The 20,413-nt window shown below is 54.7% G+C and carries 21 protein-coding genes; 5 read left to right on the plus strand and 16 right to left on the minus strand.

Annotated elements, in window-relative coordinates; genetic code table 11:
- Nucleotides 1–32: 32 nt before the first annotated feature.
- The 3 genes from rpoD to rpsU all read right to left on the minus strand — a co-directional run bounded on the left by rpoD (nt 33) and on the right by rpsU (nt 4,240).
- Nucleotides 33–1,877 carry an RNA polymerase sigma factor RpoD gene (gene rpoD, locus BZK41_RS23720; protein WP_048213265.1) on the minus strand — a complete coding sequence of 615 codons (1,845 nt, stop codon included), beginning with the start codon at nt 1,875–1,877 and terminating at the stop codon, nt 33–35.
- A 164-nt stretch (nt 1,878–2,041) separates the two neighbouring features.
- On the minus strand, nt 2,042–3,787 hold the full coding sequence (gene dnaG / locus BZK41_RS23725; RefSeq protein ID WP_038633998.1) for a DNA primase: 1,746 nt from the start codon (nt 3,785–3,787) through the stop codon (nt 2,042–2,044).
- Nucleotides 3,788–4,024: 237 nt separating this feature from the next.
- Nucleotides 4,025–4,240 (minus strand): 30S ribosomal protein S21, encoded by a 216-nt coding sequence (rpsU, locus tag BZK41_RS23730; protein WP_001144069.1) that lies wholly within the window; start codon nt 4,238–4,240, stop codon nt 4,025–4,027.
- A 236-nt stretch (nt 4,241–4,476) separates the two neighbouring features.
- On the opposite strand from rpsU, the gene tsaD reads away from it, so the two are divergent.
- Entirely contained in the window at nt 4,477–5,490 is a 1,014-nt protein-coding gene (gene tsaD / locus BZK41_RS23735) for a tRNA (adenosine(37)-N6)-threonylcarbamoyltransferase complex transferase subunit TsaD (RefSeq protein WP_003024694.1), read from the plus strand.
- An 85-nt stretch (nt 5,491–5,575) separates the two neighbouring features.
- Here the strand turns inward: tsaD and ureG are convergent, their stop codons facing one another.
- The 10 genes from ureG to ttdA form a co-directional block, all read right to left on the minus strand.
- On the minus strand, nt 5,576–6,193 hold the full coding sequence (gene ureG, locus BZK41_RS23740; protein ID WP_003828463.1) for an urease accessory protein UreG: 618 nt from the start codon (nt 6,191–6,193) through the stop codon (nt 5,576–5,578).
- 9 nt (nt 6,194–6,202) lie between these two features.
- The gene (locus BZK41_RS23745; protein WP_079939803.1) at nt 6,203–6,874 is read right to left on the minus strand and encodes an urease accessory protein UreF; all 672 of its coding nucleotides are present in this window, start codon (nt 6,872–6,874) and stop codon (nt 6,203–6,205) included.
- Nucleotides 6,874–7,332: an urease accessory protein UreE gene (ureE, locus tag BZK41_RS23750; protein WP_079939804.1), complete on the minus strand. Its 459-nt coding sequence runs from the start codon at nt 7,330–7,332 to the stop codon at nt 6,874–6,876. The genes BZK41_RS23745 and ureE overlap by 1 nt, the downstream gene beginning before the upstream one ends.
- A gap of 9 nt (nt 7,333–7,341) precedes the next feature.
- Nucleotides 7,342–9,045, minus strand: coding sequence for an urease subunit alpha (gene ureC / locus BZK41_RS23755; RefSeq protein ID WP_079939805.1), 1,704 nt, complete (start codon nt 9,043–9,045; stop codon nt 7,342–7,344).
- Nucleotides 9,038–9,358 carry an urease subunit beta gene (locus BZK41_RS23760; protein ID WP_079939806.1) on the minus strand — a complete coding sequence of 107 codons (321 nt, stop codon included), beginning with the start codon at nt 9,356–9,358 and terminating at the stop codon, nt 9,038–9,040. Before BZK41_RS23760 ends, ureC begins: the two co-directional genes overlap by 8 nt.
- A gap of 9 nt (nt 9,359–9,367) precedes the next feature.
- Nucleotides 9,368–9,670, minus strand: coding sequence for an urease subunit gamma (locus BZK41_RS23765; protein ID WP_079939807.1), 303 nt, complete (start codon nt 9,668–9,670; stop codon nt 9,368–9,370).
- 10 nt (nt 9,671–9,680) lie between these two features.
- Complete coding sequence (locus tag BZK41_RS23770; RefSeq protein ID WP_216350687.1) at nt 9,681–10,505, minus strand: urease accessory protein UreD; 825 nt, start codon at nt 10,503–10,505, stop codon at nt 9,681–9,683.
- Nucleotides 10,506–10,627: 122 nt separating this feature from the next.
- Nucleotides 10,628–12,091 carry an anion permease gene (locus BZK41_RS23775; protein WP_063941837.1) on the minus strand — a complete coding sequence of 488 codons (1,464 nt, stop codon included), beginning with the start codon at nt 12,089–12,091 and terminating at the stop codon, nt 10,628–10,630.
- 48 nt (nt 12,092–12,139) lie between these two features.
- Entirely contained in the window at nt 12,140–12,745 is a 606-nt protein-coding gene (gene ttdB / locus BZK41_RS23780; RefSeq protein ID WP_079939809.1) for a L(+)-tartrate dehydratase subunit beta, read from the minus strand.
- Nucleotides 12,742–13,650, minus strand: a complete 909-nt coding sequence (gene ttdA / locus BZK41_RS23785; RefSeq protein WP_003828445.1) for a L(+)-tartrate dehydratase subunit alpha — start codon at nt 13,648–13,650, stop codon at nt 12,742–12,744. The genes ttdB and ttdA overlap by 4 nt, the downstream gene beginning before the upstream one ends.
- Before the next feature lie 213 nt (nt 13,651–13,863).
- Here ttdA and BZK41_RS23790 point away from each other — a divergent pair, with 213 nt between their 5' ends.
- On the plus strand, nt 13,864–14,805 hold the full coding sequence (locus BZK41_RS23790) for a LysR family transcriptional regulator (protein ID WP_079939810.1): 942 nt from the start codon (nt 13,864–13,866) through the stop codon (nt 14,803–14,805).
- A gap of 31 nt (nt 14,806–14,836) precedes the next feature.
- Here the strand turns inward: BZK41_RS23790 and plsY are convergent, their stop codons facing one another.
- Nucleotides 14,837–15,454, minus strand: coding sequence for a glycerol-3-phosphate 1-O-acyltransferase PlsY (plsY, locus tag BZK41_RS23795; protein ID WP_003828443.1), 618 nt, complete (start codon nt 15,452–15,454; stop codon nt 14,837–14,839).
- A gap of 106 nt (nt 15,455–15,560) precedes the next feature.
- Between plsY and folB the strand changes: the two genes are divergently transcribed.
- Together folB and bacA are read left to right on the plus strand one after the other, a co-directional pair.
- Nucleotides 15,561–15,929 (plus strand): bifunctional dihydroneopterin aldolase/7,8-dihydroneopterin epimerase, encoded by a 369-nt coding sequence (gene folB, locus BZK41_RS23800; protein WP_003024659.1) that lies wholly within the window; start codon nt 15,561–15,563, stop codon nt 15,927–15,929.
- Between the two features lie 86 nt (nt 15,930–16,015).
- The gene (gene bacA, locus BZK41_RS23805; RefSeq protein WP_003828439.1) at nt 16,016–16,834 is read left to right on the plus strand and encodes an undecaprenyl-diphosphate phosphatase; all 819 of its coding nucleotides are present in this window, start codon (nt 16,016–16,018) and stop codon (nt 16,832–16,834) included.
- 109 nt (nt 16,835–16,943) lie between these two features.
- Here bacA and BZK41_RS23810 read toward each other — a convergent pair whose 3' ends face one another.
- On the minus strand, nt 16,944–18,179 hold the full coding sequence (locus tag BZK41_RS23810; protein ID WP_079939811.1) for a multifunctional CCA addition/repair protein: 1,236 nt from the start codon (nt 18,177–18,179) through the stop codon (nt 16,944–16,946).
- A gap of 62 nt (nt 18,180–18,241) precedes the next feature.
- Nucleotides 18,242–18,862, minus strand: a complete 621-nt coding sequence (locus BZK41_RS23815; protein ID WP_003828434.1) for a TIGR04211 family SH3 domain-containing protein — start codon at nt 18,860–18,862, stop codon at nt 18,242–18,244.
- A gap of 241 nt (nt 18,863–19,103) precedes the next feature.
- On the opposite strand from BZK41_RS23815, the gene BZK41_RS23820 reads away from it, so the two are divergent.
- A complete protein-coding gene (locus BZK41_RS23820; protein ID WP_079939812.1) occupies nt 19,104–20,405 on the plus strand; it encodes an inorganic triphosphatase in 1,302 nt (433 codons plus the stop codon).
- Nucleotides 20,406–20,413: the final 8 nt, after the last annotated feature.

Genomic DNA, 20,413 nt, shown 5'->3' on the forward strand with positions numbered 1-20,413 from the left:
CTTGCGGTGGCGTTTATGCTTATGCGGCGAGATTAATCGTCCAGGAAGCTACGCAGTACTTCAGAGCGGCTCGGGTGGCGCAGTTTACGCAGCGCCTTCGCTTCGATCTGACGGATACGTTCGCGGGTAACGTCGAACTGTTTACCCACTTCTTCCAGCGTATGGTCGGTGTTCATATCGATACCGAAACGCATACGCAGGACTTTCGCTTCACGAGCGGTCAGGCCAGCCAGAACATCGTGCGTTGCGGCACGCAGGCTCTCGGTGGTCGCAGAGTCCAGCGGCAGCTCGAGGGTGGTATCCTCGATGAAATCACCCAGATGCGAATCTTCATCGTCGCCGATCGGCGTTTCCATGGAGATAGGCTCTTTAGCGATTTTCAGCACTTTACGGATCTTGTCTTCCGGCATCAGCATGCGCTCAGCCAGTTCTTCTGGCGTCGGCTCGCGGCCCATCTCTTGCAGCATCTGACGGGAGATACGGTTGAGCTTGTTGATAGTCTCAATCATATGTACCGGGATACGGATGGTACGCGCCTGATCCGCGATCGAACGGGTGATCGCCTGACGGATCCACCAGGTTGCATAGGTGGAGAACTTGTAACCACGACGGTATTCAAACTTATCAACCGCTTTCATCAGACCGATGTTGCCTTCCTGAATCAGATCCAGGAACTGCAGGCCACGGTTGGTGTACTTTTTAGCGATAGAGATAACCAGACGTAAGTTCGCTTCAACCATCTCTTTTTTCGCACGGCGGGCTTTCGCTTCACCGATGGACATGCGACGGTTGATGTCTTTAACCTGCTCGATGGTCAGGCCGGTTTCTTCTTCAATCTGCTGCAGTTTCTGCAGGCCGCGGTGAACGTCATCTGCAACATCGTGCAGTTTTTCAGACCACGGCTTGTTCATCGCGATTGCCGCGTTGAACCAGGTTTCGCTGGTTTCGTTGCCAGTGAACAGGGTGATGAAGTTTTTCTTCGGCATTTTGCACTGCTCAACGCAGAGCTTCATGATCAGACGTTCCTGAGTACGCACGCGGTCCATCATGACGCGCATGCTGTTTACCAGGTAGTCGAACTGCTTCGGCACCAGGCGGAACTGTTTGAACACTTCAGACAGCTTCTGAATTTCTTCCTGCGCGGCAGCATGGCTGCGGCCTTTCGCTTTGATGGTGTCGCGAGTGATCTCGTACTGAGTACGCAGTTCACCGAATTTTTCACGCGCTAATTCAGGGTCGATGCTGTTGTCGTCATCGCTGCTGTCGTCGTCTTCTTCTTCATCTTCGTCTTCATCGTCATCCATCTCTTCCTGAGAGAGTTCAGAGCCGACGTGGGTCGCCGTTGGCGCCATGTCTTCTTCCGCGTTTGGATCGACAAAGCCAGTGATCAGATCGGAAAGACGTGCTTCTTCAGCTTCTACGCGATCGTACTGCTCAAGCAGGTAGGTGATAGCTTCCGGGTATTCGGCAACGGAGCATTGAACCTGGTTAATCCCGTCTTCGATGCGTTTAGCGATGTCGATTTCGCCTTCACGGGTTAACAGTTCAACGGTACCCATTTCACGCATGTACATGCGGACCGGGTCAGTTGTACGACCGATTTCGGACTCAACGCTGGACAGAACCTGGGCAGCCGCTTCTTCCGCGTCTTCATCGGTGCTGTTGGAGGTTTCAGCAAGCAGCAGATCATCGGCATCAGGTGCTTCTTCCATCACCTGAATACCCATGTCATTGATCATTTGGATGATGTCTTCGATTTGATCTGAATCGACGATATCTTCCGGCAGATGGTCATTGACCTCGGCATAGGTCAGATAGCCTTGCTCCTTACCACGTTGGACAAGAAGCTTCAGCTGTGACTGCGGGTTTTGCTCCATAAGACGGTATCCACACTTAATTCGTTTGATTGGTGTTGGGCGGTAAAACCGCCAACGGCAAAACGAGGGCATACTTATATTTTGCCGCTGCCTCTCCGTGCGGCTGTCGGGGGCTTCCCGATCGATATTCGGCAGTTAAGCCGTTAAATACTTTTGTCTTTCTGTTATTTCTTGGCCAGTTCCTGGTTCAGTGTCCAGAGTTCCCGGCGTTCTTCGCTACTTAAACCGTGTGTGCGCTCACGAGCTATCAACTCTTCCTGGCGCAGTTCAAGCATCGAATCAAACATATGGTTGAGTGAGTCGGTGAAGGTTTTTTCCGCGATATCTTTATCTGCTATATCGTCCCACATCGACAGTTTTTCAAGGGTCGCAGCATCATTTGTGCCACGATAGTGTTCTAAAAGTTGCCCGGTGGTCAGACCTGGCTGAGCCAGACAAGTGTTGACCAGTTCTCTGAATAAGCCAAGTCCAGGTAGCTTATTGCTATCCAGTGCGCCTAACGGTGGAACCAGCGGGGCCAAATCCGGATTCTGTACCAGCAACCCTATAAGTATACGCATGGTCGTACGTTTTAGCTGTGGAACAGGGCGGGAAGCCCCATTTTCTGCCAGTTTTGGCATTAAACGTTCAAGCTGGCTGTCATCCAGAATGCCGAGCTTGTTTCCCAACTCCTGTCGCAGGTAAATGCGCAACGTTTCGCCTGGTACCTGAGTAATCAGCGGTAATGCCAGCGTGCTGAGCTGTGCGCGTCCGTCCGGGGTACTCAAATCCACCTGCGGCAACAGGCTGTTAAATAAAAACGCGGAGAGCGGCAGCGCCTGCTCCATCCGAGCTTCAAAAGCCTCTTTCCCTTCTTTACGCACCAGCGTATCGGGGTCTTCGCCGTCAGGTAAAAACATAAAGCGTAGCTGGCGTCCGTCTGTCATATAGGGCAGTGCGGTTTCCAGCGCGCGCCATGCTGCGTCGCGTCCGGCACGGTCGCCGTCGTAACAGCAAATTACGTTGTTCGTCGCACGGAACAACAGCTGGATGTGATCGGCGGTGGTTGACGTCCCAAGGGATGCCACGGCGTAGTTAATGCCGTATTGCGCCAGCGCTACCACATCCATATAGCCTTCTACCACTAACAGGCGCTGTGGATCGGCGTTGTCCTGCTGGGCTTCATAAAGGCCATACAGCTGGCGACCTTTATGGAAAATATCGGTTTCAGGGGAGTTCAGATACTTCGGCAGGGCATCGCCCAGCACGCGTCCACCAAAACCAATGACCCGACCACGTTTGTCGCGGATGGGGAACATCACCCGTTCGCGGAAGCGATCGTAACTGCGTCCCTGATCGTTGGTGACCAACATCCCCGCATCGACCAGCGATTTGCGATTCTCAGCATTGCCACCAAACCGTTTCAGGACGTTGTCCCAGCCGGGGGGCGCAAAACCAATAGCAAAACGGGTGATAACGTCGCTACTTAATCCTCGCTTTTCCAGGTACTGGCGCGCAGGGGTAGCGGCGGGCTGCATCAAAGACTGTTGATAAAAAGTGTTCAGGCCGTCCATCAATTGATAAAGGCTTTGCCGTTGATGGCGCTCTATCTGACTGGGGCCACTGCCTGCTTCATAGGGCACTTCAAGGTTGTGCATTGCAGCCAGTTCTTCGACGGTTTCCACAAACTCGAGCTTGTCGTAGTTCATGAGAAAGTCGACGGCGTTGCCATGCGCGCCACACCCAAAGCAGTGATAAAACTGTTTTTCACCGTTTACGGTGAAAGAGGGGGTTTTTTCGTTATGGAACGGACAGCACGCGTGATAATTTTTGCCCTGCTTTTTCAGCTTTACCCGCGCGTCGATGAGATCGACGATGTCGGTTCTTGCCAGCAGGTCATTGATAAAAACGCGAGGAATTCGTCCAGCCATAAGCCCCTGTTTTTTGATGACTCATATACACAAAATCATTCAGGATGCATCAAGGCGGCAAGGAAGCGAATCCTCAGGTGCGTACAGCAGTACGTGACTGGGGGGAGCGACTGCAGCCAACACTGAGGCAGCTTGAATGATGACGTGTATAAACGAAAATAAGCCGCGCATTCCTTCCGGAAGCACGGCCTTACAACTACAACTCAGTCTGAATTGAGAGCTTTGGCTCTCAATGGATTAGTACAGACGAGTACGGCGTGCGTTTTCGCGAGCCAGTTTCTTCGCGTGACGTTTCACAGCAGAAGCTTTAGCGCGCTTACGTTCGGTAGTCGGTTTTTCATAGAACTCACGACGACGAACTTCCGCCAGAACACCTGCTTTTTCGCATGAACGCTTGAAGCGACGCAGTGCTACGTCGAACGGCTCGTTTTCACGTACTTTAATTACCGGCATGTAACTCTCACCTTTAATAAATTCGGTTTGCCGCTGGCATCAACGCCAGCTTATTTCAAAATGGTGCGGAATTTTACTGCAATTGCTGCTGCTTTGTAAAGCACCGACGCGATTTTGAAAGGGACTTTTATAAGGACAAGGAGTATACACGAGCGAAACTCCTGGGGCGAACAAAGTTTTACATCAACCCGCATTGGTCCTACACTGCGCGGTAATAGAGCGAGGTAAAACAAGTCATGCGTGTACTGGGTATTGAAACATCCTGCGATGAAACCGGCATCGCCATTTACGACGATGAAAAAGGTCTTTTAGCCAACCAATTGTATAGTCAGGTGAAATTACATGCTGACTACGGTGGCGTGGTGCCAGAACTGGCCTCGCGCGATCACGTACGTAAAACCGTACCGTTGATCCAGGCCGCGCTGAAAGAAGCGGGACTGACGGCAAAAGAGATTGATGCGGTAGCGTATACCGCAGGTCCTGGTTTGGTTGGCGCGCTGCTGGTTGGCGCAACCGTAGGACGTTCGCTGGCGTTCGCCTGGGGCGTACCGGCAATTCCTGTGCACCACATGGAAGGGCATCTGCTGGCGCCAATGCTGGAAGATAATCCCCCTGCGTTTCCGTTCGTCGCGCTGCTGGTTTCCGGCGGTCACACGCAGCTGATCAGCGTCACCGGTATCGGTCAGTATGAATTACTCGGCGAATCGATTGATGATGCCGCTGGAGAAGCGTTCGACAAAACCGCCAAGCTGCTGGGGCTGGATTATCCTGGCGGCCCAATGCTGTCAAAGCTGGCTTCGCAAGGCGTTGAAAAACGCTTTGTCTTCCCGCGTCCGATGACCGACCGTCCGGGGCTGGACTTCAGCTTCTCCGGCCTGAAAACCTTTGCCGCGAATACCATTCGCAATAACGAAAATGACGACCAGACCCGCGCTGATATCGCCCGTGCGTTTGAAGATGCGGTGGTCGATACGTTGATGATCAAGTGCAAACGCGCACTGGATCAAACCGGTTTTAAACGTCTGGTGATGGCGGGGGGCGTGAGCGCGAACCGTACGCTGCGCGCAAAACTGGCTGAGATGATGCAAAAACGTCGTGGCGAAGTGTTTTACGCGCGTCCGGAATTTTGCACTGATAATGGGGCGATGATCGCCTACGCTGGCATGGTGCGCTTTAAAGCGGGGGCAACGGCGGATCTTGGCGTGACCGTGCGTCCACGCTGGCCGCTGGCGGAATTACCGGCAGCATAAGTTATTTGCCCGGTGGCGCTGTGTTTACCGGGCAAAAAAACCGTAGACCGGGTCAGACGAAGCCGCCACCCGGCGATAATTCTCACTACATCCGCAGCATTCCTTTCTCTTCCAGAAACGCGATAATTTTTTCCAGGCCTTCTCCAGATTTTAAATTACTAAACGTCCATGGACGCTCGCCGCGCATGCGCAAGGTATCGCGCTCCATCACCTCCAGTGATGCGCCGACGTAAGGAGCCAGATCGGTTTTATTGATCACCAGAAAATCGGATTTGGTGATCCCCGGACCACCTTTACGCGGGATCTTCTCGCCTTCAGCAACGTCGATCACATAGATCGTCAGGTCCGCGAGTTCCGGGCTGAAGGTGGCGCTCAGGTTATCGCCGCCGCTTTCCACAAAAATCAGATCCAGATTGCCGAATTTCTCGCTCAGCGCTTCTACGGCGGCCAGATTCATCGACGCATCTTCGCGGATGGCGGTATGTGGGCAGCCACCGGTTTCTACGCCGACGATCCGTTCAGGCTCCAGTGCGCCCGCCTCGGTGAGAATGCGCTGATCTTCTTTGGTGTAGATATCATTGGTCACTACCGCCAATTGATAGCTGCTGCGCATGGCTTTGCATAACGCTTCCAGCAGCGCCGTTTTGCCCGAGCCAACCGGGCCGCCAACGCCCACACGCAGGGGATGCTTGTAGTTACTCATTTTTTCTCCTCAGGAGCGGAATAATCGGGAATATTGGGTTTCATGCCGGGCAGACGCGATAGCGGCCAATGGTGTTGCGGAGCCGAGGCTGGTGTCAGGACACGTCAGCGCCTGTGCCAGACCCTGCGCATAGCGATCGCTGAGCGCAATAATCAAACGCTGGGCCGCCTGTTGTCCAAAAGGAACCAGCTTGACGCCGGCCATGACAGCGCTCTCAATCCAGCTGTAGCCGAGGCTTAACGCCAGCTCCGTCAGGGGAATTTTCCAGCGTACGCCCAGCCAGGCCATGCCGCAGAGTTGGCTGTCAACAAAGAGGGTGCGCCACTCTCGCGAGCAATCCGCCTCCCAGTCGGTGACCAGTCGCGTAAACGCCGCACCCCGACTGCGTTCTTCATCCCGCAGTTCGCGGGTTTCGCGACAGGCCAACAGGTAAGCGCTCCAGCGGTGTGCTGCGGCAAGATCGTCCTGCTCGCAGGCGCGATACAGTCTCGCCAGCAGCGGTAGGTCGACGGTAAAAAAGTTCTGCTCCATCTGCTGGATTTGCCAGGCAGAGAAGTCATCAACGCTTTTCACCCAGCCGATTTCTACCGCCCACTCCAGACCCTGGGACCAGGTAAACGACCCCACCGGGAGAGCGCTGCTGGCGAGCTGCATCAGACGTAGCTGTTGGCTGTTATGCATCAGTGCGCATGACCGTGATGATGCCCGTGTGATTCACTGGCATAAGCGCCAGCTTCAGGTTCAAATGGCAACTGGGCGAATGTCACCTCAAGGTTGAACTGGCGCAGCATGTCGTCCAGCACATGATCGTGGTGGTAGCGCAGTTCGTCCGGCAGAATTTGCAGTGGAACGTGGCGATTGCCGAGGTGATAACAGGCTTTGGCGAGCAGGAAAGGATCGGCGCAGCGCACCACGGAAACCGACTCCGGCGCGGCGATCACTTCGATCACTTCGCGGCCATCTTCGGTGCTCAGCAGATCGCCACCGCGTAGCAGCAAACCACGCGGTAGCATCAGCCCGGCTTCGCGACCGTCATTCAGCGCCACTCTGGCACGACTTTTTACCCGAACATCAATGGGTAGCGTGACGCTTGCGGTGACGCGGTGAGCGTGGTCAAGGCGTTGGGTCAGGTAGATCATCGTAACTCCTCAAAACAGAAAATAGCGTTGCGCCATCGGCAAAACGTCTGCCGGTTCGCTGGTGATAAGTTCGCCATCAATACGCACCTCGTAAGTCTGAGCATCGACGGTGATATTGGGTTGCAGGCCGTTGTGGATCATGTCGGCCTTTTTCACCGTCCGGCAGCCTTTGACGACGGCGATGGCGCTTTGCAGATTGAGCTGCTGTGGGATGTTTTGCACGTCAGCGGCCTGCGAAATAAAGGTCAGTCGCGTGTGGTGCCGTGCTGCGCCAAGTGCGCCGAACATCATGCGGTAATGCACCGGCTGCGGGGTGGGGATCGAGGCGTTGATGTCGCCCATTGGCGCACAGGCGATCATCCCGCCCTTGACGATCGTCGCCGGTTTTACGCCAAAAAAGGTGGGCGACCACAGCACCAGATCGGCCAGTTTGCCAGGCTCAATGGAGCCGACTTCATGGGCGATACCGTGGGTTAACGCCGGGTTGATGGTGTATTTGGCGACGTAGCGTTTAACGCGCAGGTTGTCGTTGTCACCGGTTTCTTCTGCCAGCGGGCCACGCTGAACCTTCATGCGGTGCGCCACCTGCCAGGTACGCAGGATCACTTCGCCCACGCGCCCCATCGCCTGTGAATCGGATGAGGTCAGGGAAAACGCGCCAATGTCATGCAGAACATCTTCTGCTGCGATTGTTTCCCGGCGAATGCGGGATTCGGCAAAGGCCACGTCTTCGGCGATATCCGGGTCGAGGTGGTGGCAAACCATCAGCATGTCGAGATGCTCGTCAATGGTGTTGACGGTATAGGGCAGCGTCGGGTTAGTGGAGGAGGGCAGAATATTCGGATGCGCGCAGGCGGTGATGATATCCGGCGCATGGCCGCCGCCCGCGCCTTCGGTGTGAAAAGTATGAATGGTGCGATCGCCAATTGCCGCCAGCGTATCTTCAACGAATCCGGACTCGTTGAGCGTATCGCTATGCAGCGCGACCTGGATGTCCATCTCGTCGGCCACGGTCAGCGCGCAGTCGATAGCGGCAGGCGTGGCGCCCCAGTCTTCATGGATTTTCAGGCCAATTGCGCCCGCGCTGATTTGCTCACGCAGGGCGTCAGGGTTTGAGCCGTTACCTTTGCCCAGTAAACCGATGTTAACCGGTAACGTGTCTGCCGCCTGCAGCATACGCGCGATGTACCACGGACCCGGCGTACAGGTGGTGGCGTGAGTGCCTGCCGCCGGACCGGTACCGCCACCGATCATCGTCGTCACGCCGGAAACCAGCGCCTCCTGCGCCTGCTGTGGGCAGATCCAGTGAATATGCGTATCCACGCCGCCCGCAGTGACGATCTTGCCTTCCCCGGCGATGACTTCAGTTCCCACGCCTATCGGGATCGTCACGTTGGGTTGAATATCGGGATTACCTGCTTTGCCGATAGCGAAGATCCTGCCGTTTTTGATGCCGATATCCGCTTTCACGATCCCCCAGTGGTCGACGATCAGCGCGTTGGTTATCACCAGATCCACGCATGCATCGGCGCGCATTTGTCCCTGGCCCATGCCGTCGCGGATCACTTTTCCGCCGCCGAATTTGACCTCTTCGCCGTAGGTGGTGAAATCTTTTTCCACCTCGATCCACAGGTCGGTATCCGCCAGGCGCACTTTATCACCGGTGGTTGGGCCAAACATGTCGGCGTACGCCTGCCGGGAAATTTCACTCATTATCCGCCTCCAGCCCGCCCATCACTTCGCTGCGAAAACCTACGATCCTTTGTGCGCCAGCAACGCGCACCAGTTCGACTTCGCGTTTTTGTCCCGGCTCAAAACGTACCGCTGTGCCCGCAGCAATGTTCAGACGAAAGCCGCGTGCGGCCAGCCTGTCAAAGTGTAGCGCCGGGTTCACTTCGTAAAAGTGGTAGTGCGATCCCACCTGGATGGGTCTGTCGCCATGATTTTCCACCACGATCGTGCAGATCTCTCGCCCCTGATTAAGTGCGATACTGCCTTTTGCGATCTGATATTCACCGGGGATCATTGCCGCTCCTTAGACGATCGGGTTGTGGACGGTGACCAGCTTCGATCCGTCCGGAAATGTGGCTTCAACCTGAATATCCGGGATCATCTCCGGCACGCCTTCCATCACCTGATCGCGGTGCAGGACGTGACGCCCATCCTCCATCAGCGCGGCTACGGTTTGCCCGTCGCGTGCCCCTTCCATGATGAAAGCGCTAATCAGCGCCACCGATTCCGGGTAGTTCAGCTTCAGCCCGCGGGCCAGGCGACGTTCCGCCACCAGCGCGGCGGTAAACAGCAACAGCTTGTCTTTTTCTCTGGGGGTCAGTTCCATAAGGGTTCTCTTAGGTTTGCCAGATTCGCGGGAGTACGGGCGCTTTGTGTGTCAGTAGCGGGCGCAGAAATTGCCAGATGTCACGCATAACGCGCTGAACAATCAGGTTGTCGTCAGCAAGAAAACGGATTGTCAGCAGCGAGTCGTTAAGCGTTGCCCCGGCGTAATCGCCAAGCGCCGTAAGCCGCTCGCGCGTGCCCTCCAGCATGTGCTCGCTGGCCGGATAACACAGTAACGTACCGACCCAGGGATGATGCGCGACGCCGCTCAGATTCCCCTCCTGCAACTGCAAGCGTTCTATCAGCAGCGGCTGTTCATCTCGCCACACTTCCAGGCGATTTTGCAGCATGCCGTGGCTGAAGGTTTCCTGCATAACCGGTCGGCCAAGGCATAGCAGGTCCCAGGCCAGCAGGCGGCTTGTGGATGTCAGATGAAAGATGGTCTGAATAGCGGCGTTGGCGCCGGGAAAGAGGATCGTATCCTGCGGCAGCCACTCCAGCGTCGCGCGAGGCGCGAGGGTAAAATGCTGGCGCAGCAATGCCTGCGGTCCGCGGCTGCGGTAAAACTTTCCCGCACCAGGCTGGGTGATTAACGCGTGGCTGTATTCGTCGAGCGTTACGGCGATATGGAGCTCATCTCCGCCGACGATCCCCGCCGGTGGATGAAGCAGATAAAGATGGCAGACGTTTTCTTCGGGGTAAAATGGGCGCTGAACCGTCAGTGGACCATGATGACGCGCCGAGGCGAGCACCGTTTTGTGCCCGGTGCAGGTAAAATGCAGATCCAGTTCGGCCTGCCAGCCCCGTGTGAGTGTCTCGTGCGCAACCGTGTCCAGAGCGTTTCCCTTATCAGCATGAGGGTGTTTGCATACAAAAAAGTATGCCTCAGCGCATCGGGAAATCGATCATACGAGAAGCTTATGGATAAAGGGGCGACGATACGCCGCCCCATGGGGTTTTACAGTAAAACGAGGGGCATCCAGACCAGACCGGTAATCACCAGTAGCACGAGGAAAATCAGGCCAAAAATAGCACCGAGTCGCCAGTAATCCGCCGTTGGTAAATAGCCGCTGCCGTAGTAGATAGGGCTAGGGCCGGTGGCGTACGGGGTCAGAATGCTGCCCAGACCAATGGCGGCGCCGACCATCAGGCAGAAGACCGGTAGCGGGATTTCCGGCATCGCTAGCGCGGCGGCAATCATCATCGGCGCGAGGGCGGAGGTATAGGCCGTGGCGCTGGCAAAGAAGTAACGCAGCAGATAGAACACTACGATGAGTGCTACCATCACCATCATCGGCGAATAACCGCTCAGCCCGTTTGCCAGCAGCTTACCGAACCAGGTAATAAAACCGGTGTTATTGAGCCCGGTGGCCAGTGTTATCAGCGAGGCCAGCCAGAAAAAGACGTTCCATGCGGCTTTATTGCTGACGATGTCATCCCAGCTAATGATGCGCAGTACCAGCATCAACGCTACCACGCTGTATCCGACCATCGCGGCGTCAATATAATCACCGCCGAAGATCCACAGCACCAGTGCGCCGACCATCAGCACCAGCATCTTTTTCTCGCGAGCGCAGAGCGGTCCCATCGCTTTTAGCTCCGCATCCGCCCAGCGCGGAACCTGATCGCCGGATTTCAGCACCGGTGGATACAACACGTACGCCAGCCACGGCACAATCAGCACCAGCAAAATGCTCAGTGGCAACATGCCTAAGAACCAGTCGCCCCAGCTCAGCGCGGTGTGGGACGCGCCTTTCATTAGTCCTATTAACAGCAGGTTCGGCGCCATTGCCGTTAAGAAAATAGCGCTGGTAACGCAGTCGGCGACAATCCCCATCCACATGATGTATGAGCCAATGGAGCGTGAACTGGCGCTATTGGGCTGTGAGTTATACAGCGGCGGCAGGTTGCGGATAATCGGGTAGATTATTCCGGCCCCGCGCGCGGAGTTGGAAGGCGTGACGGGAGCGAGGATAAGTTCGGAGAACATCACCGCATAGCCGAGAAACAGCGTCCGATGCCCCATCTTTTTCACCAGCATCAGCGCGATACGCCGACCAAGTCCGGTTTTCTCATAGCCAGTACCAAACATAAAGGCCGCGAAGATCAGCCAGATGACCGAGTTTGAGAATCCAGATACCGCCCACGACAGCGATTTGGCGGTAAATTTAAAACCGTCCTGCGCGAGTTGCTCCGGGCTGAACAGTAGCCACGGTGATAGGACGGCGATGATCGAAATACCAATCATCGCCACCACCGCGCCCGGTACAGGTTCCAGAATAAGTCCGACAATCACACCGGTAAAGACGGCAAAATAGAGCCAGGTGTGGCTCTCAAGACCGGTGGGAACGGGCAGAACAGCAATAATGGCGATGACCACCAGCGGAGCCAGGTATCGCCACCAACCAGCTAAAGGTGCCATTGTTGTATCCCTGCGAAAGGGGAGAGGCGTAGCGCCTCTCCGGGAGGGTTATTTGATGTAGTGCACGTGCTCGCAGATTTCATTGACGATAGGGTCGCGACGTTCAGCGAACAGCTTTTTGTTTTCAGCGATCAGGTTATTGCCGTGGGTATCGATGGAAACGATCAGCGGGCCGAACTCTTTTACCCGACACACCCACAGGGATTCCGGCATGCCGAGTTCCGTCCAGTGCACCTCTTCGATCTCTTCAACCTGGGTTGCCGCCACGACCGCGCAGCCTGCCGGGAAGATAACGTGCAGCGCTTTAAACTGCTTGCAGCCTTCTTCCGTCAGCGGTCCCATGCCGCCCTTGCCGACCACCAGCTTGACACCCGTCTGCTCGATAAAGTCTTTCTCAAACGCTTCCATACGCATGCTGGTGGTTGGGCCGACGGAAACCATTTCCCATTTTTCACCGTTCTTACGTACGATCGGGCCCGCGTGGAAAATGGCTTTGCCGTTCAGGTCATAAGGAATCGGGCGCTTTAGTTCGATCAGGCGGCGGTGGCAAACGTCACGGCAGGTCACCAGCGTACCGGTCAGGTAAATAACATCGCCAACGCGAATGTCTGCCAGATCTTCGGCTTTGATCGGGGTTGTGAGGATCTTTTTCATAACGCGCTCCGGGTGTGAGACAGGTTTTCGAAGGAGAGGTCAGCATGAACCAACAGTGTGCCGCGACGGTGGGCCCAGCAGCCGGTAGAGACGGCAACGCCGATAGTCGACGGGTGGCGCGCGGCGGATTCGATATGCACGCCCATCACCGAGCTGTTACCGGTCAACCCTTGCGGACCAATGCCCAGACGGTTCAGTCCTTCTTCCAAACGCAGTTCCAGTTCGGCCGCTTTCGGATTCGGATGACGTGAGCCGATAGGGCGCAGCACCGCTTTACGAGAAAGCACGGCGGCGGTTTCTACGGAGGTGGCAATACCGACGCCCACCAGCACCGGCGGACAGGCGTTGACTGCCAGCGTGGAGATATTTTCAAAAACAAATTTCACCACGCCTTCGTAGCCCTCAGAAGGCATTAACACCTTCGAGCGTCCCGGCAGCGTACAGCCGCCGCCTGCCATGTAGACTTCGATTTCCGCGTCATCGTTATCAGGGATGATGTCCCAGGTGACCCACGGCACACCGGTACCGGTATTTTTGCCGGTATTCACTTCGTCAAAAATCTCGACCGCGTTATGGCGCAGCGGCGCTTTTACCGTGGCGTCTTCAACGGCCTGCTTCAGGATGCTTTGCAGTTCTCCCAGTAGCGGAAAACGGGAACCGACCTTCACGAAGAACATAATCTCACCGGTGTCCTGACAGGCCGGACGGTTCAGGTCGATAGCTTTCTGCATGTTGTCAAACATGGTGTGGTAGATGATTTTACCCATCGGCGAGGTTTCGCCTTCACGCAGCTGTTTTAATTTATCCACGACGTCGTCGGGCATGCGGGTAGAAATCATGGCGGTAAAATCGGCGACAATGTTCGTCAGCGTATTTATCGCATTTTGGTTATTTTGATTGCTCATCTTGTTAACTCCAGTTCTTTTATTTATCTGGAAATAAATTCTCCGTGACAAACTACCACTAAAAATGTGGTTTTATATTATTTGCCACTGTGAATATCCAATTAACAGTTCGTGAATGATGTCCGGATAAGGCAATAAAAATTGCGCAAAGGCAGGGTTTAATACGTATGAGAGAATTACACTGCGGTGAACAACATTACGGATAGACCGATCATGCTGAACACGTATCCCCTGGCGAAAGATCTGCAGGTGCTGGTTGAAATTGTGCATAGCGGCAGCTTCAGCGCCGCCGCCGCGACGCTGGGGCAAACGCCCGCGTTTGTGACGAAACGCATTCAGATCCTTGAGTCTACGCTGGGGACGACGCTGCTAAGCCGCTCCGCGCGTGGCGTGGCGCTCACGGAAAGTGGACAACGTTGCTATGAACATGCGCAGGCGATCCTCGCGGGCTATCAGCATCTGGTCGATGATGTTACGCAACTCAAAACGCGCCCGGCAGGGATGATTCGTATCGGCTGTAGTTTTGGCTTTGGGCGCAGTTATATTGCACCAGCAATTACAGAATTGATGCATAGCTACCCTGAATTACAGGTGCATTTTGAACTTTACGATCGGCAAATCGATTTGGCACAGGATAATATCGATTTGGATATTCGTATTAATGACGAGATTCCGGATTATTATATTGCGCATTTGTTAACGAAAAACAAAAGAATATTGTGTGCGGCCCCGGCCTATTTACAAAAATACGGTCAGCCGACGACGTTACAGGAATTAAGTCGTCATGATTGTCTGGTCACTAAAGAACGCGATATGACTCACGGGGTGTGGGAACTGGACAATGGTCAGGAGAAAAAGTCGGTCAAGGTGGCGGGACATCTTTCCTCTAACAGCGGTGAGATTGTGTTGCAGTGGGCGCTACAGGGAAAAGGGATTATGTTGCGTTCTGAATGGGATGTGCAGCCGTTTCTGGCCAGCGGTGAACTGGTGCGTGTGCTGCCGGACTATGCGCAAAGCGCCAATATCTGGGCGGTTTATCAGGAGCCACTGTATCGCAGCGTGAAGCTGCGCGTGTGCGTGGAGTTTCTGGCGACGTGGTGTCAGAACCGATTAGGCAAACCGATGGAGGGGTATCACATCCCCCACGCCGGATAAGACGCCGTTGCGTCGCTATCCGACAATAAAATCACTCGGGGTCTCGTTCGCGTTTTTTCTTCAGCTTGGTCCAGATCTTTGGCTCCTGACGACGCCACAGACGCTGAATGTTGTCATGGTGACGAAGCAGAATTAAGCACGACAACATGGAAACCGGGAAAGTGAACTGGGGATTGAACCACCAGACGTAAAAAGGGGCGATCAGCGCGCTGACGATAGCGCCTAACGACGAATAGCCGCTTAATAAGACGGTCAACAGCCAGGTCCCGGCCATCACGCCGGTTAAGTCCCAACCAATCGGTGCTATCGCGCCAAAGGCTGTAGCAACGCCTTTGCCACCTTTAAAGCCGAAAAATACCGGCCAAATGTGGCCCAGACAGGCGGCGATTGCGATCAATCCCAGCCAGAAGGGGCTGACGCCTAGCGCATAGGCACCCCAGACGGGTAACATACCTTTCAGGACGTCGAAAATCAGTACCGCGACGGCGGCTCCTTTGCCACCGATGCGCAGCACGTTTGTCGCGCCCGGATTCCCAGAGCCGCTGTCGCGCGGGTCCGGCAATCCAGCAAGGCGGCATACCAGAATAGCACTGGAAATTGAGCCACAGAGGTACGCGAAGATAATCATTCCAGGCGCGATTGCACTCATAAGCTGTTCCGTTTTGAAAATGTCGTGTAAAACGCTACTTCTGTGGATAATACGCATATTTCGCCGGAAGTGGTATCCGGGTTAGCCAAAAAGCAGGCAGGTCGTGATGGATATTGTATTTATAGAGCAACTTTCTGTAATCACCACTATTGGTGTTTACGACTGGGAACAAACGATCGAACAACGGTTGGTGTTCGATATCGAAATGGCATGGGATAACCGTAAATCAGCTAAAAGCGATGATGTGGCTGATTGCCTGAGCTATGCTGATATCGCTCAAACGGTTGTTAATCATGTGGAAGGTGGGCGCTTTGCGCTGGTAGAACGGGTTGCGGAAGAGGTGGCAGATCTCCTGCTTAGCCGCTTTAATTCTCCCTGGGTACGGATCAAACTCAGTAAACCTGGCGCGGTAGCCCGTGCGGCGAACGTCGGGGTTATCATTGAGCGTGGCAATAATCTGAAAGAAAATAATTAATTTAATAATTTCTAAAACAAACGGGTATAAAAGGGGCCTTTCATCGGCTCTTTTTTGCCGTGGTTTCTCTATCTAGGGGTTTATTAATGAGTGATATGCACTCGCTGCTGGTGGCGGCAATTTTGGGTGTGGTCGAAGGATTGACGGAGTTTTTACCCGTTTCCAGTACCGGCCATATGATTATTGTTGGCCACCTGTTGGGTTTTGAGGGTGATACCGCAAAAACATTCGAGGTGGTTATCCAGCTAGGTTCTATTCTGGCAGTCGTGGTGATGTTCTGGCGACGTCTGTTTGGTTTGATTGGCATTCACTTCGGCAAGGCTCCGCATGAAGGCACGGGCAAAGGTCGGTTGACGCTGGGACATATTCTGTTGGGGATGATTCCAGCCGTGGTACTGGGGCTGATATTCCACGACACCATCAAATCGCTGTTTAACCCAATCAACGTGATGTATGCGCTGGTGGTGGGTGGTGTACTGCTGATTGCCGCAGAATGCCTGAAGCCGAAAGAGCCGCGCGCGCCGGGTCTTGATGATATGACCTATCGCCAGGCGTTTATGATTGGCTGTTTCCAGTGTCTGGCGCTGTGGCCGGGCTTTTCTCGCTCCGGGGCGACGATTTCTGGCGGTATGCTGATGGGCGTGAGTCGTTACGCGGCCTCTGAGTTTTCTTTCCTGCTGGCGGTGCCGATGATGATGGGCGCAACGGCGTTGGATCTCTACAAGAGCTGGTCATTCCTCAGCGCATCAGATATTCCGATGTTTGCAGTCGGTTTTGTGACGGCGTTTATCGTGGCGCTGGTAGCGATCAAAACCTTCCTGCAACTGATTAAACGCATCTCGTTCATTCCGTTTGCGATTTACCGCTTCATTGTGGCGGCTGCCGTTTACGTCGTGTTCTTCTGATGACTTACCGTGGTGCCGGATGGCGGCGTTCCGCCTTATCCGGCCTACGGGTTATATCCGTTTCGAACCTGCAGGCCGGATAAGCACAGCGCATCCGGCACCGCAGTGTCTACGCTTTCGGGCACCGCTGCTCCTTCCAACTGGCCACCGCCGCGATGCGACGCCGGGTCAGTTCTTCACGAATTGCCTGACCTTTGAATCCCGCCTCAACGACGTCTTTCGTTGGCACTGCCTGCGCAACCTGCCAGGCTTCACGCAATAGCCTGCCTTGCGGATAATCTGCCGCTTCAAAACCGGTTCGCCCACGCACATCGGCCTCGCTGGTGAGGGCGATTTGCTCCACGCGTTGCGGTTTGCGCCAGGCATCGATGGAATCAAACAGCTTAACGATGGTTTTCGGCTGCAGGATCGGGAAGGTATGAATGAGGTCGTGGAACTCGGCAACCAGTTTGGCTAAATCACGGATGTCATTCGGTACGCGCAGGCGCTGGCACAGTTGTTCAACAAGCTTAACACCTGCCGGACCGTGACCATGATGGCGCGGCCACAGCGCTTTAGGTGTCAATGCCTTGCCAAGATCGTGGCACAGCGTAGCAAAACGCACATCGACTTCCGGACTTAACATGGCTGCCATCGACAGCGTCATCAGCGTATGAATGCCGGTGTCGATTTCCGGATGCCACTGCGCGGGGGCAGGAACGCCAAACAAAGCATCCACTTCCGGAAACAGGACGCGCAGTGCGTCGCAGTCGCGCAGGACCTGAAAAAATATCTGTGGGTTACGGGTGGTTAATGCGCCTTCGGTTTCTTTCCACACCCGCTCTGGTGTCAGATGCTCCAGTTCACCAGCGGCGGTCATGTCACGCATCAGCGCCATGGTTTCGTCAGCGATCCGAAAACCGAGATGTGCGTAACGGGCAGCAAAGCGCGCCACGCGCAGCACGCGCAGCGGATCTTCGCTAAAGGCAGATGAAACATGGCGCAGCAGACGGTTTTCCAGATCGTCGCGTCCGTTATACGGGTCGATAATCTCCCCGTCGTCATCGCGGGCGATTGCGTTGATGGTCAGGTCACGACGCTGAAGATCGGCCTCCAGCGTCACATCTGCGGCGGCATAGCAGGTGAACCCGGTATACCCCGAGCCTGACTTACGTTCGGTACGCGCCAGCGCATACTCTTCGCGGGTTTGCGGATGCAGAAACACGGGAAAATCGCGGCCTACCTGCTGGTAGCCCGCGTCGAGCATCTCTTGCGGCGTGGCGCCAACAACAACCCAATCTTTATCTTTAATCGGTAGCCCTAATAACGCATCCCGAACAGCACCACCGACCAGATAAATCTTCACGCCACTTTCCTTTTGAAAACTATGATCCCTTAATCATATGTCAGTGTGGCGGAGAAGGCGATTCAGTTCATCCAGCGATCTTTGCGTTTACGGCTTGGTATCATGTGTGGCAGAACCAGGCCGAGCAGCAGACCAAGGCCCAGCACGCCGCCACCGTACATAAACCACTGCATGATGATGGTGCGCTGTTTGTCATCAAGCTGAAGATTGGCTGCGCTGACCTTCTTTTGCGCCACGATAAGCTCGTTTTTCAGCTTCTGGTTTTCTTGTTTCAGTCCGTCGATCACGCTGTCACTTTGCGCGACCTTTTGCTGCATATCGGCGGTGCGCTGGTTCCACGTGGTATCGATATTATTGAGCTTATCGGTCAAGGTCTTAACCTGGTTTTCCAGGTCGGGAACGCGGGTACGCAGGCTCGGCGTACTGTTCAGCTCTTTCAGTGGGATCCAGGCGGTACGTCCGGTGCTGTCTTTCACCTGACCGTAGTTAGTGTTGGCATCGGTCTGTAATAGCGTGACTTCCTCGCCGGCGTTAACCGTACCCACGAGGCGATAATTATCTCCCGGACCGCTGCGGACCCAGGTGTTCAGTTCGTCAGAGACATAGCGCTTTTCTTCGGCATGAGAGACTGCAGTGGCGCTAAGTGCGAGTAAAGTTAATCCAATCAGGCGTAATTTTGGCATCAGGCTGTCGTTATTGTCATAGAAAGTGGAACGATAGTAGTGGCATCAGTGTCTCTACGCAAAGCATTCGACATCAATCGGAATCATCTGTGTCCTTTTTGCCACCACTCGAAACTTTTACGCCCGTCAAATTGCTCGTTGCATGGCAATTTGGCGCAAAATACTATCTACTGACCATAAAGAACGAACTTAGTTCGCAGTCAGTTTTCTCAACTGTGACATAACCCATAAGTACAAGACCATGGCCCAGGAAATCGAATTAAAATTTATCGTTAATAGTGACGCTGTAGATGCGCTACGTGAACGTCTGAATACGCTGGGGGGAGAGCATCATGCGCCCAGCCAGTTGCTGAATATCTACTACGAAACGCCGGATGCGTGGTTGCGTGGTCACGATATGGGGCTGCGTATTCGCGGTGAAAACGGTCATTACGAAATGACCATGAAAATTGCCGGACGCGTGACGGGCGGACTGCACCAGCGGCCGGAATATAACGTTGCGCTAAACGCGCCTGAGCTGGATCTCACCTTGTTCCCAACGGAAGTCTGGCCTGATGGTGAGCTGCCCGCTCAACTTGCTTCTCAAGTGCAGCCGTTGTTCAGCACCGATTTTTTCCGTGAGAAATGGTTGGTTGATGTTGATGGCAGCCGGATTGAAATGGCCCTCGATCTGGGGGAAGTGAAAGCGGGCGAGTTTGCAGAACCTATCTGTGAGCTTGAACTTGAACTGCTAAGCGGCGATACCCGTGCGGTACTGAAGCTGGCAAACCAGCTGGTTTCGCAAACCGGTTTACGCCAGGGTAGCTTGAGCAAAGCAGCGCGCGGTTATCATTTGGCTCAGGGGAATGCGCCGCGCGAACTCAAACCGACGCGTATTTTGAAGGTTCCGGCGAAGGCGAGCATTGAACAGGGGCTGGAAGCGGCGCTGGAGCTGGCATTATCACAGTGGCAGTACCATGAGGAGCTGTGGGTGCGCGGCGTCAAAGGGGCGAAAGCTGAGGTGCTGGCGGCAATGGGCCTGGTGCGTCACATTCTGATGCTGTTTGGCGGCAATGTGCCGCGAAAAGCGAGCGCTCACTTACGTGATTTACTGACCCAGTCGGAAGCGATCATTGCGTCGGATGTTTCTGCCATTTCGGCGGTTTACAGCACGCAAACGGCAATGGCCAAGCTGGCGCTGACCGAATGGCTGGTGACCAAAGGATGGCAGCCATTTCTTGATGCGAAGGCGCAGGGGAAAATTGCCGACTCCTTTAAGCGCTTCTCTGATACCCATCTTTCACGCCATGCCGCTGAGCTGAAAACCGCTTTTGCGCAGCCGCTGGGCGATCAGTACGCCGATCAGCTTCCACGTTTGACGCGCAACATTGATAGCATGCTGATGCTGGCGGGATACTACGACGAAAATGTCGCATCAGAATGGATCGCCAACTGGCAGGGTTTGCGCCACGCCATTGCGGCCAACCAATATATTGAAATTGAACACTTCCGTAACGAGGCGATTGCACTGGAACCGTTCTGGCTGCACAGCGGAAAACGATAATCAGGGCC

Source organism: Citrobacter sp. A316, from assembly GCF_002042945.1.
Lineage (GTDB): Bacteria > Pseudomonadota > Gammaproteobacteria > Enterobacterales > Enterobacteriaceae > Citrobacter > Citrobacter portucalensis.

What these genes read in the sequence shown, in the direction of transcription:
- ureG (WP_003828463.1), bottom strand. Translation starts at nt 6,193, where the DNA reads ATGAGTAACTACAAGCATCCCCTGCGTGTGGGCGTTGGCGGCCCGGTT.
- BZK41_RS23815 (WP_003828434.1), bottom strand. Translation starts at nt 18,862, where the DNA reads ATGCCAAAATTACGCCTGATTGGATTAACTTTACTCGCACTTAGCGCC.
- rpoD (WP_048213265.1), bottom strand. Translation starts at nt 1,877, where the DNA reads ATGGAGCAAAACCCGCAGTCACAGCTGAAGCTTCTTGTCCAACGTGGT.
- ttdB (WP_079939809.1), bottom strand. Translation starts at nt 12,745, where the DNA reads ATGAAAAAGATCCTCACAACCCCGATCAAAGCCGAAGATCTGGCAGAC.
- BZK41_RS23745 (WP_079939803.1), bottom strand. Translation starts at nt 6,874, where the DNA reads ATGCATAACAGCCAACAGCTACGTCTGATGCAGCTCGCCAGCAGCGCT.
- ttdA (WP_003828445.1), bottom strand. Translation starts at nt 13,650, where the DNA reads ATGAGCAATCAAAATAACCAAAATGCGATAAATACGCTGACGAACATT.
- BZK41_RS23775 (WP_063941837.1), bottom strand. Translation starts at nt 12,091, where the DNA reads ATGGCACCTTTAGCTGGTTGGTGGCGATACCTGGCTCCGCTGGTGGTC.
- BZK41_RS23790 (WP_079939810.1), top strand. Translation starts at nt 13,864, where the DNA reads ATGCTGAACACGTATCCCCTGGCGAAAGATCTGCAGGTGCTGGTTGAA.
- rpsU (WP_001144069.1), bottom strand. Translation starts at nt 4,240, where the DNA reads ATGCCGGTAATTAAAGTACGTGAAAACGAGCCGTTCGACGTAGCACTG.
- bacA (WP_003828439.1), top strand. Translation starts at nt 16,016, where the DNA reads ATGAGTGATATGCACTCGCTGCTGGTGGCGGCAATTTTGGGTGTGGTC.
- plsY (WP_003828443.1), bottom strand. Translation starts at nt 15,454, where the DNA reads ATGAGTGCAATCGCGCCTGGAATGATTATCTTCGCGTACCTCTGTGGC.
- ureC (WP_079939805.1), bottom strand. Translation starts at nt 9,045, where the DNA reads ATGAGTGAAATTTCCCGGCAGGCGTACGCCGACATGTTTGGCCCAACC.
- ureE (WP_079939804.1), bottom strand. Translation starts at nt 7,332, where the DNA reads ATGATCTACCTGACCCAACGCCTTGACCACGCTCACCGCGTCACCGCA.
- BZK41_RS23820 (WP_079939812.1), top strand. Translation starts at nt 19,104, where the DNA reads ATGGCCCAGGAAATCGAATTAAAATTTATCGTTAATAGTGACGCTGTA.
- BZK41_RS23765 (WP_079939807.1), bottom strand. Translation starts at nt 9,670, where the DNA reads ATGGAACTGACCCCCAGAGAAAAAGACAAGCTGTTGCTGTTTACCGCC.
- folB (WP_003024659.1), top strand. Translation starts at nt 15,561, where the DNA reads ATGGATATTGTATTTATAGAGCAACTTTCTGTAATCACCACTATTGGT.
- BZK41_RS23760 (WP_079939806.1), bottom strand. Translation starts at nt 9,358, where the DNA reads ATGATCCCCGGTGAATATCAGATCGCAAAAGGCAGTATCGCACTTAAT.
- tsaD (WP_003024694.1), top strand. Translation starts at nt 4,477, where the DNA reads ATGCGTGTACTGGGTATTGAAACATCCTGCGATGAAACCGGCATCGCC.
- dnaG (WP_038633998.1), bottom strand. Translation starts at nt 3,787, where the DNA reads ATGGCTGGACGAATTCCTCGCGTTTTTATCAATGACCTGCTGGCAAGA.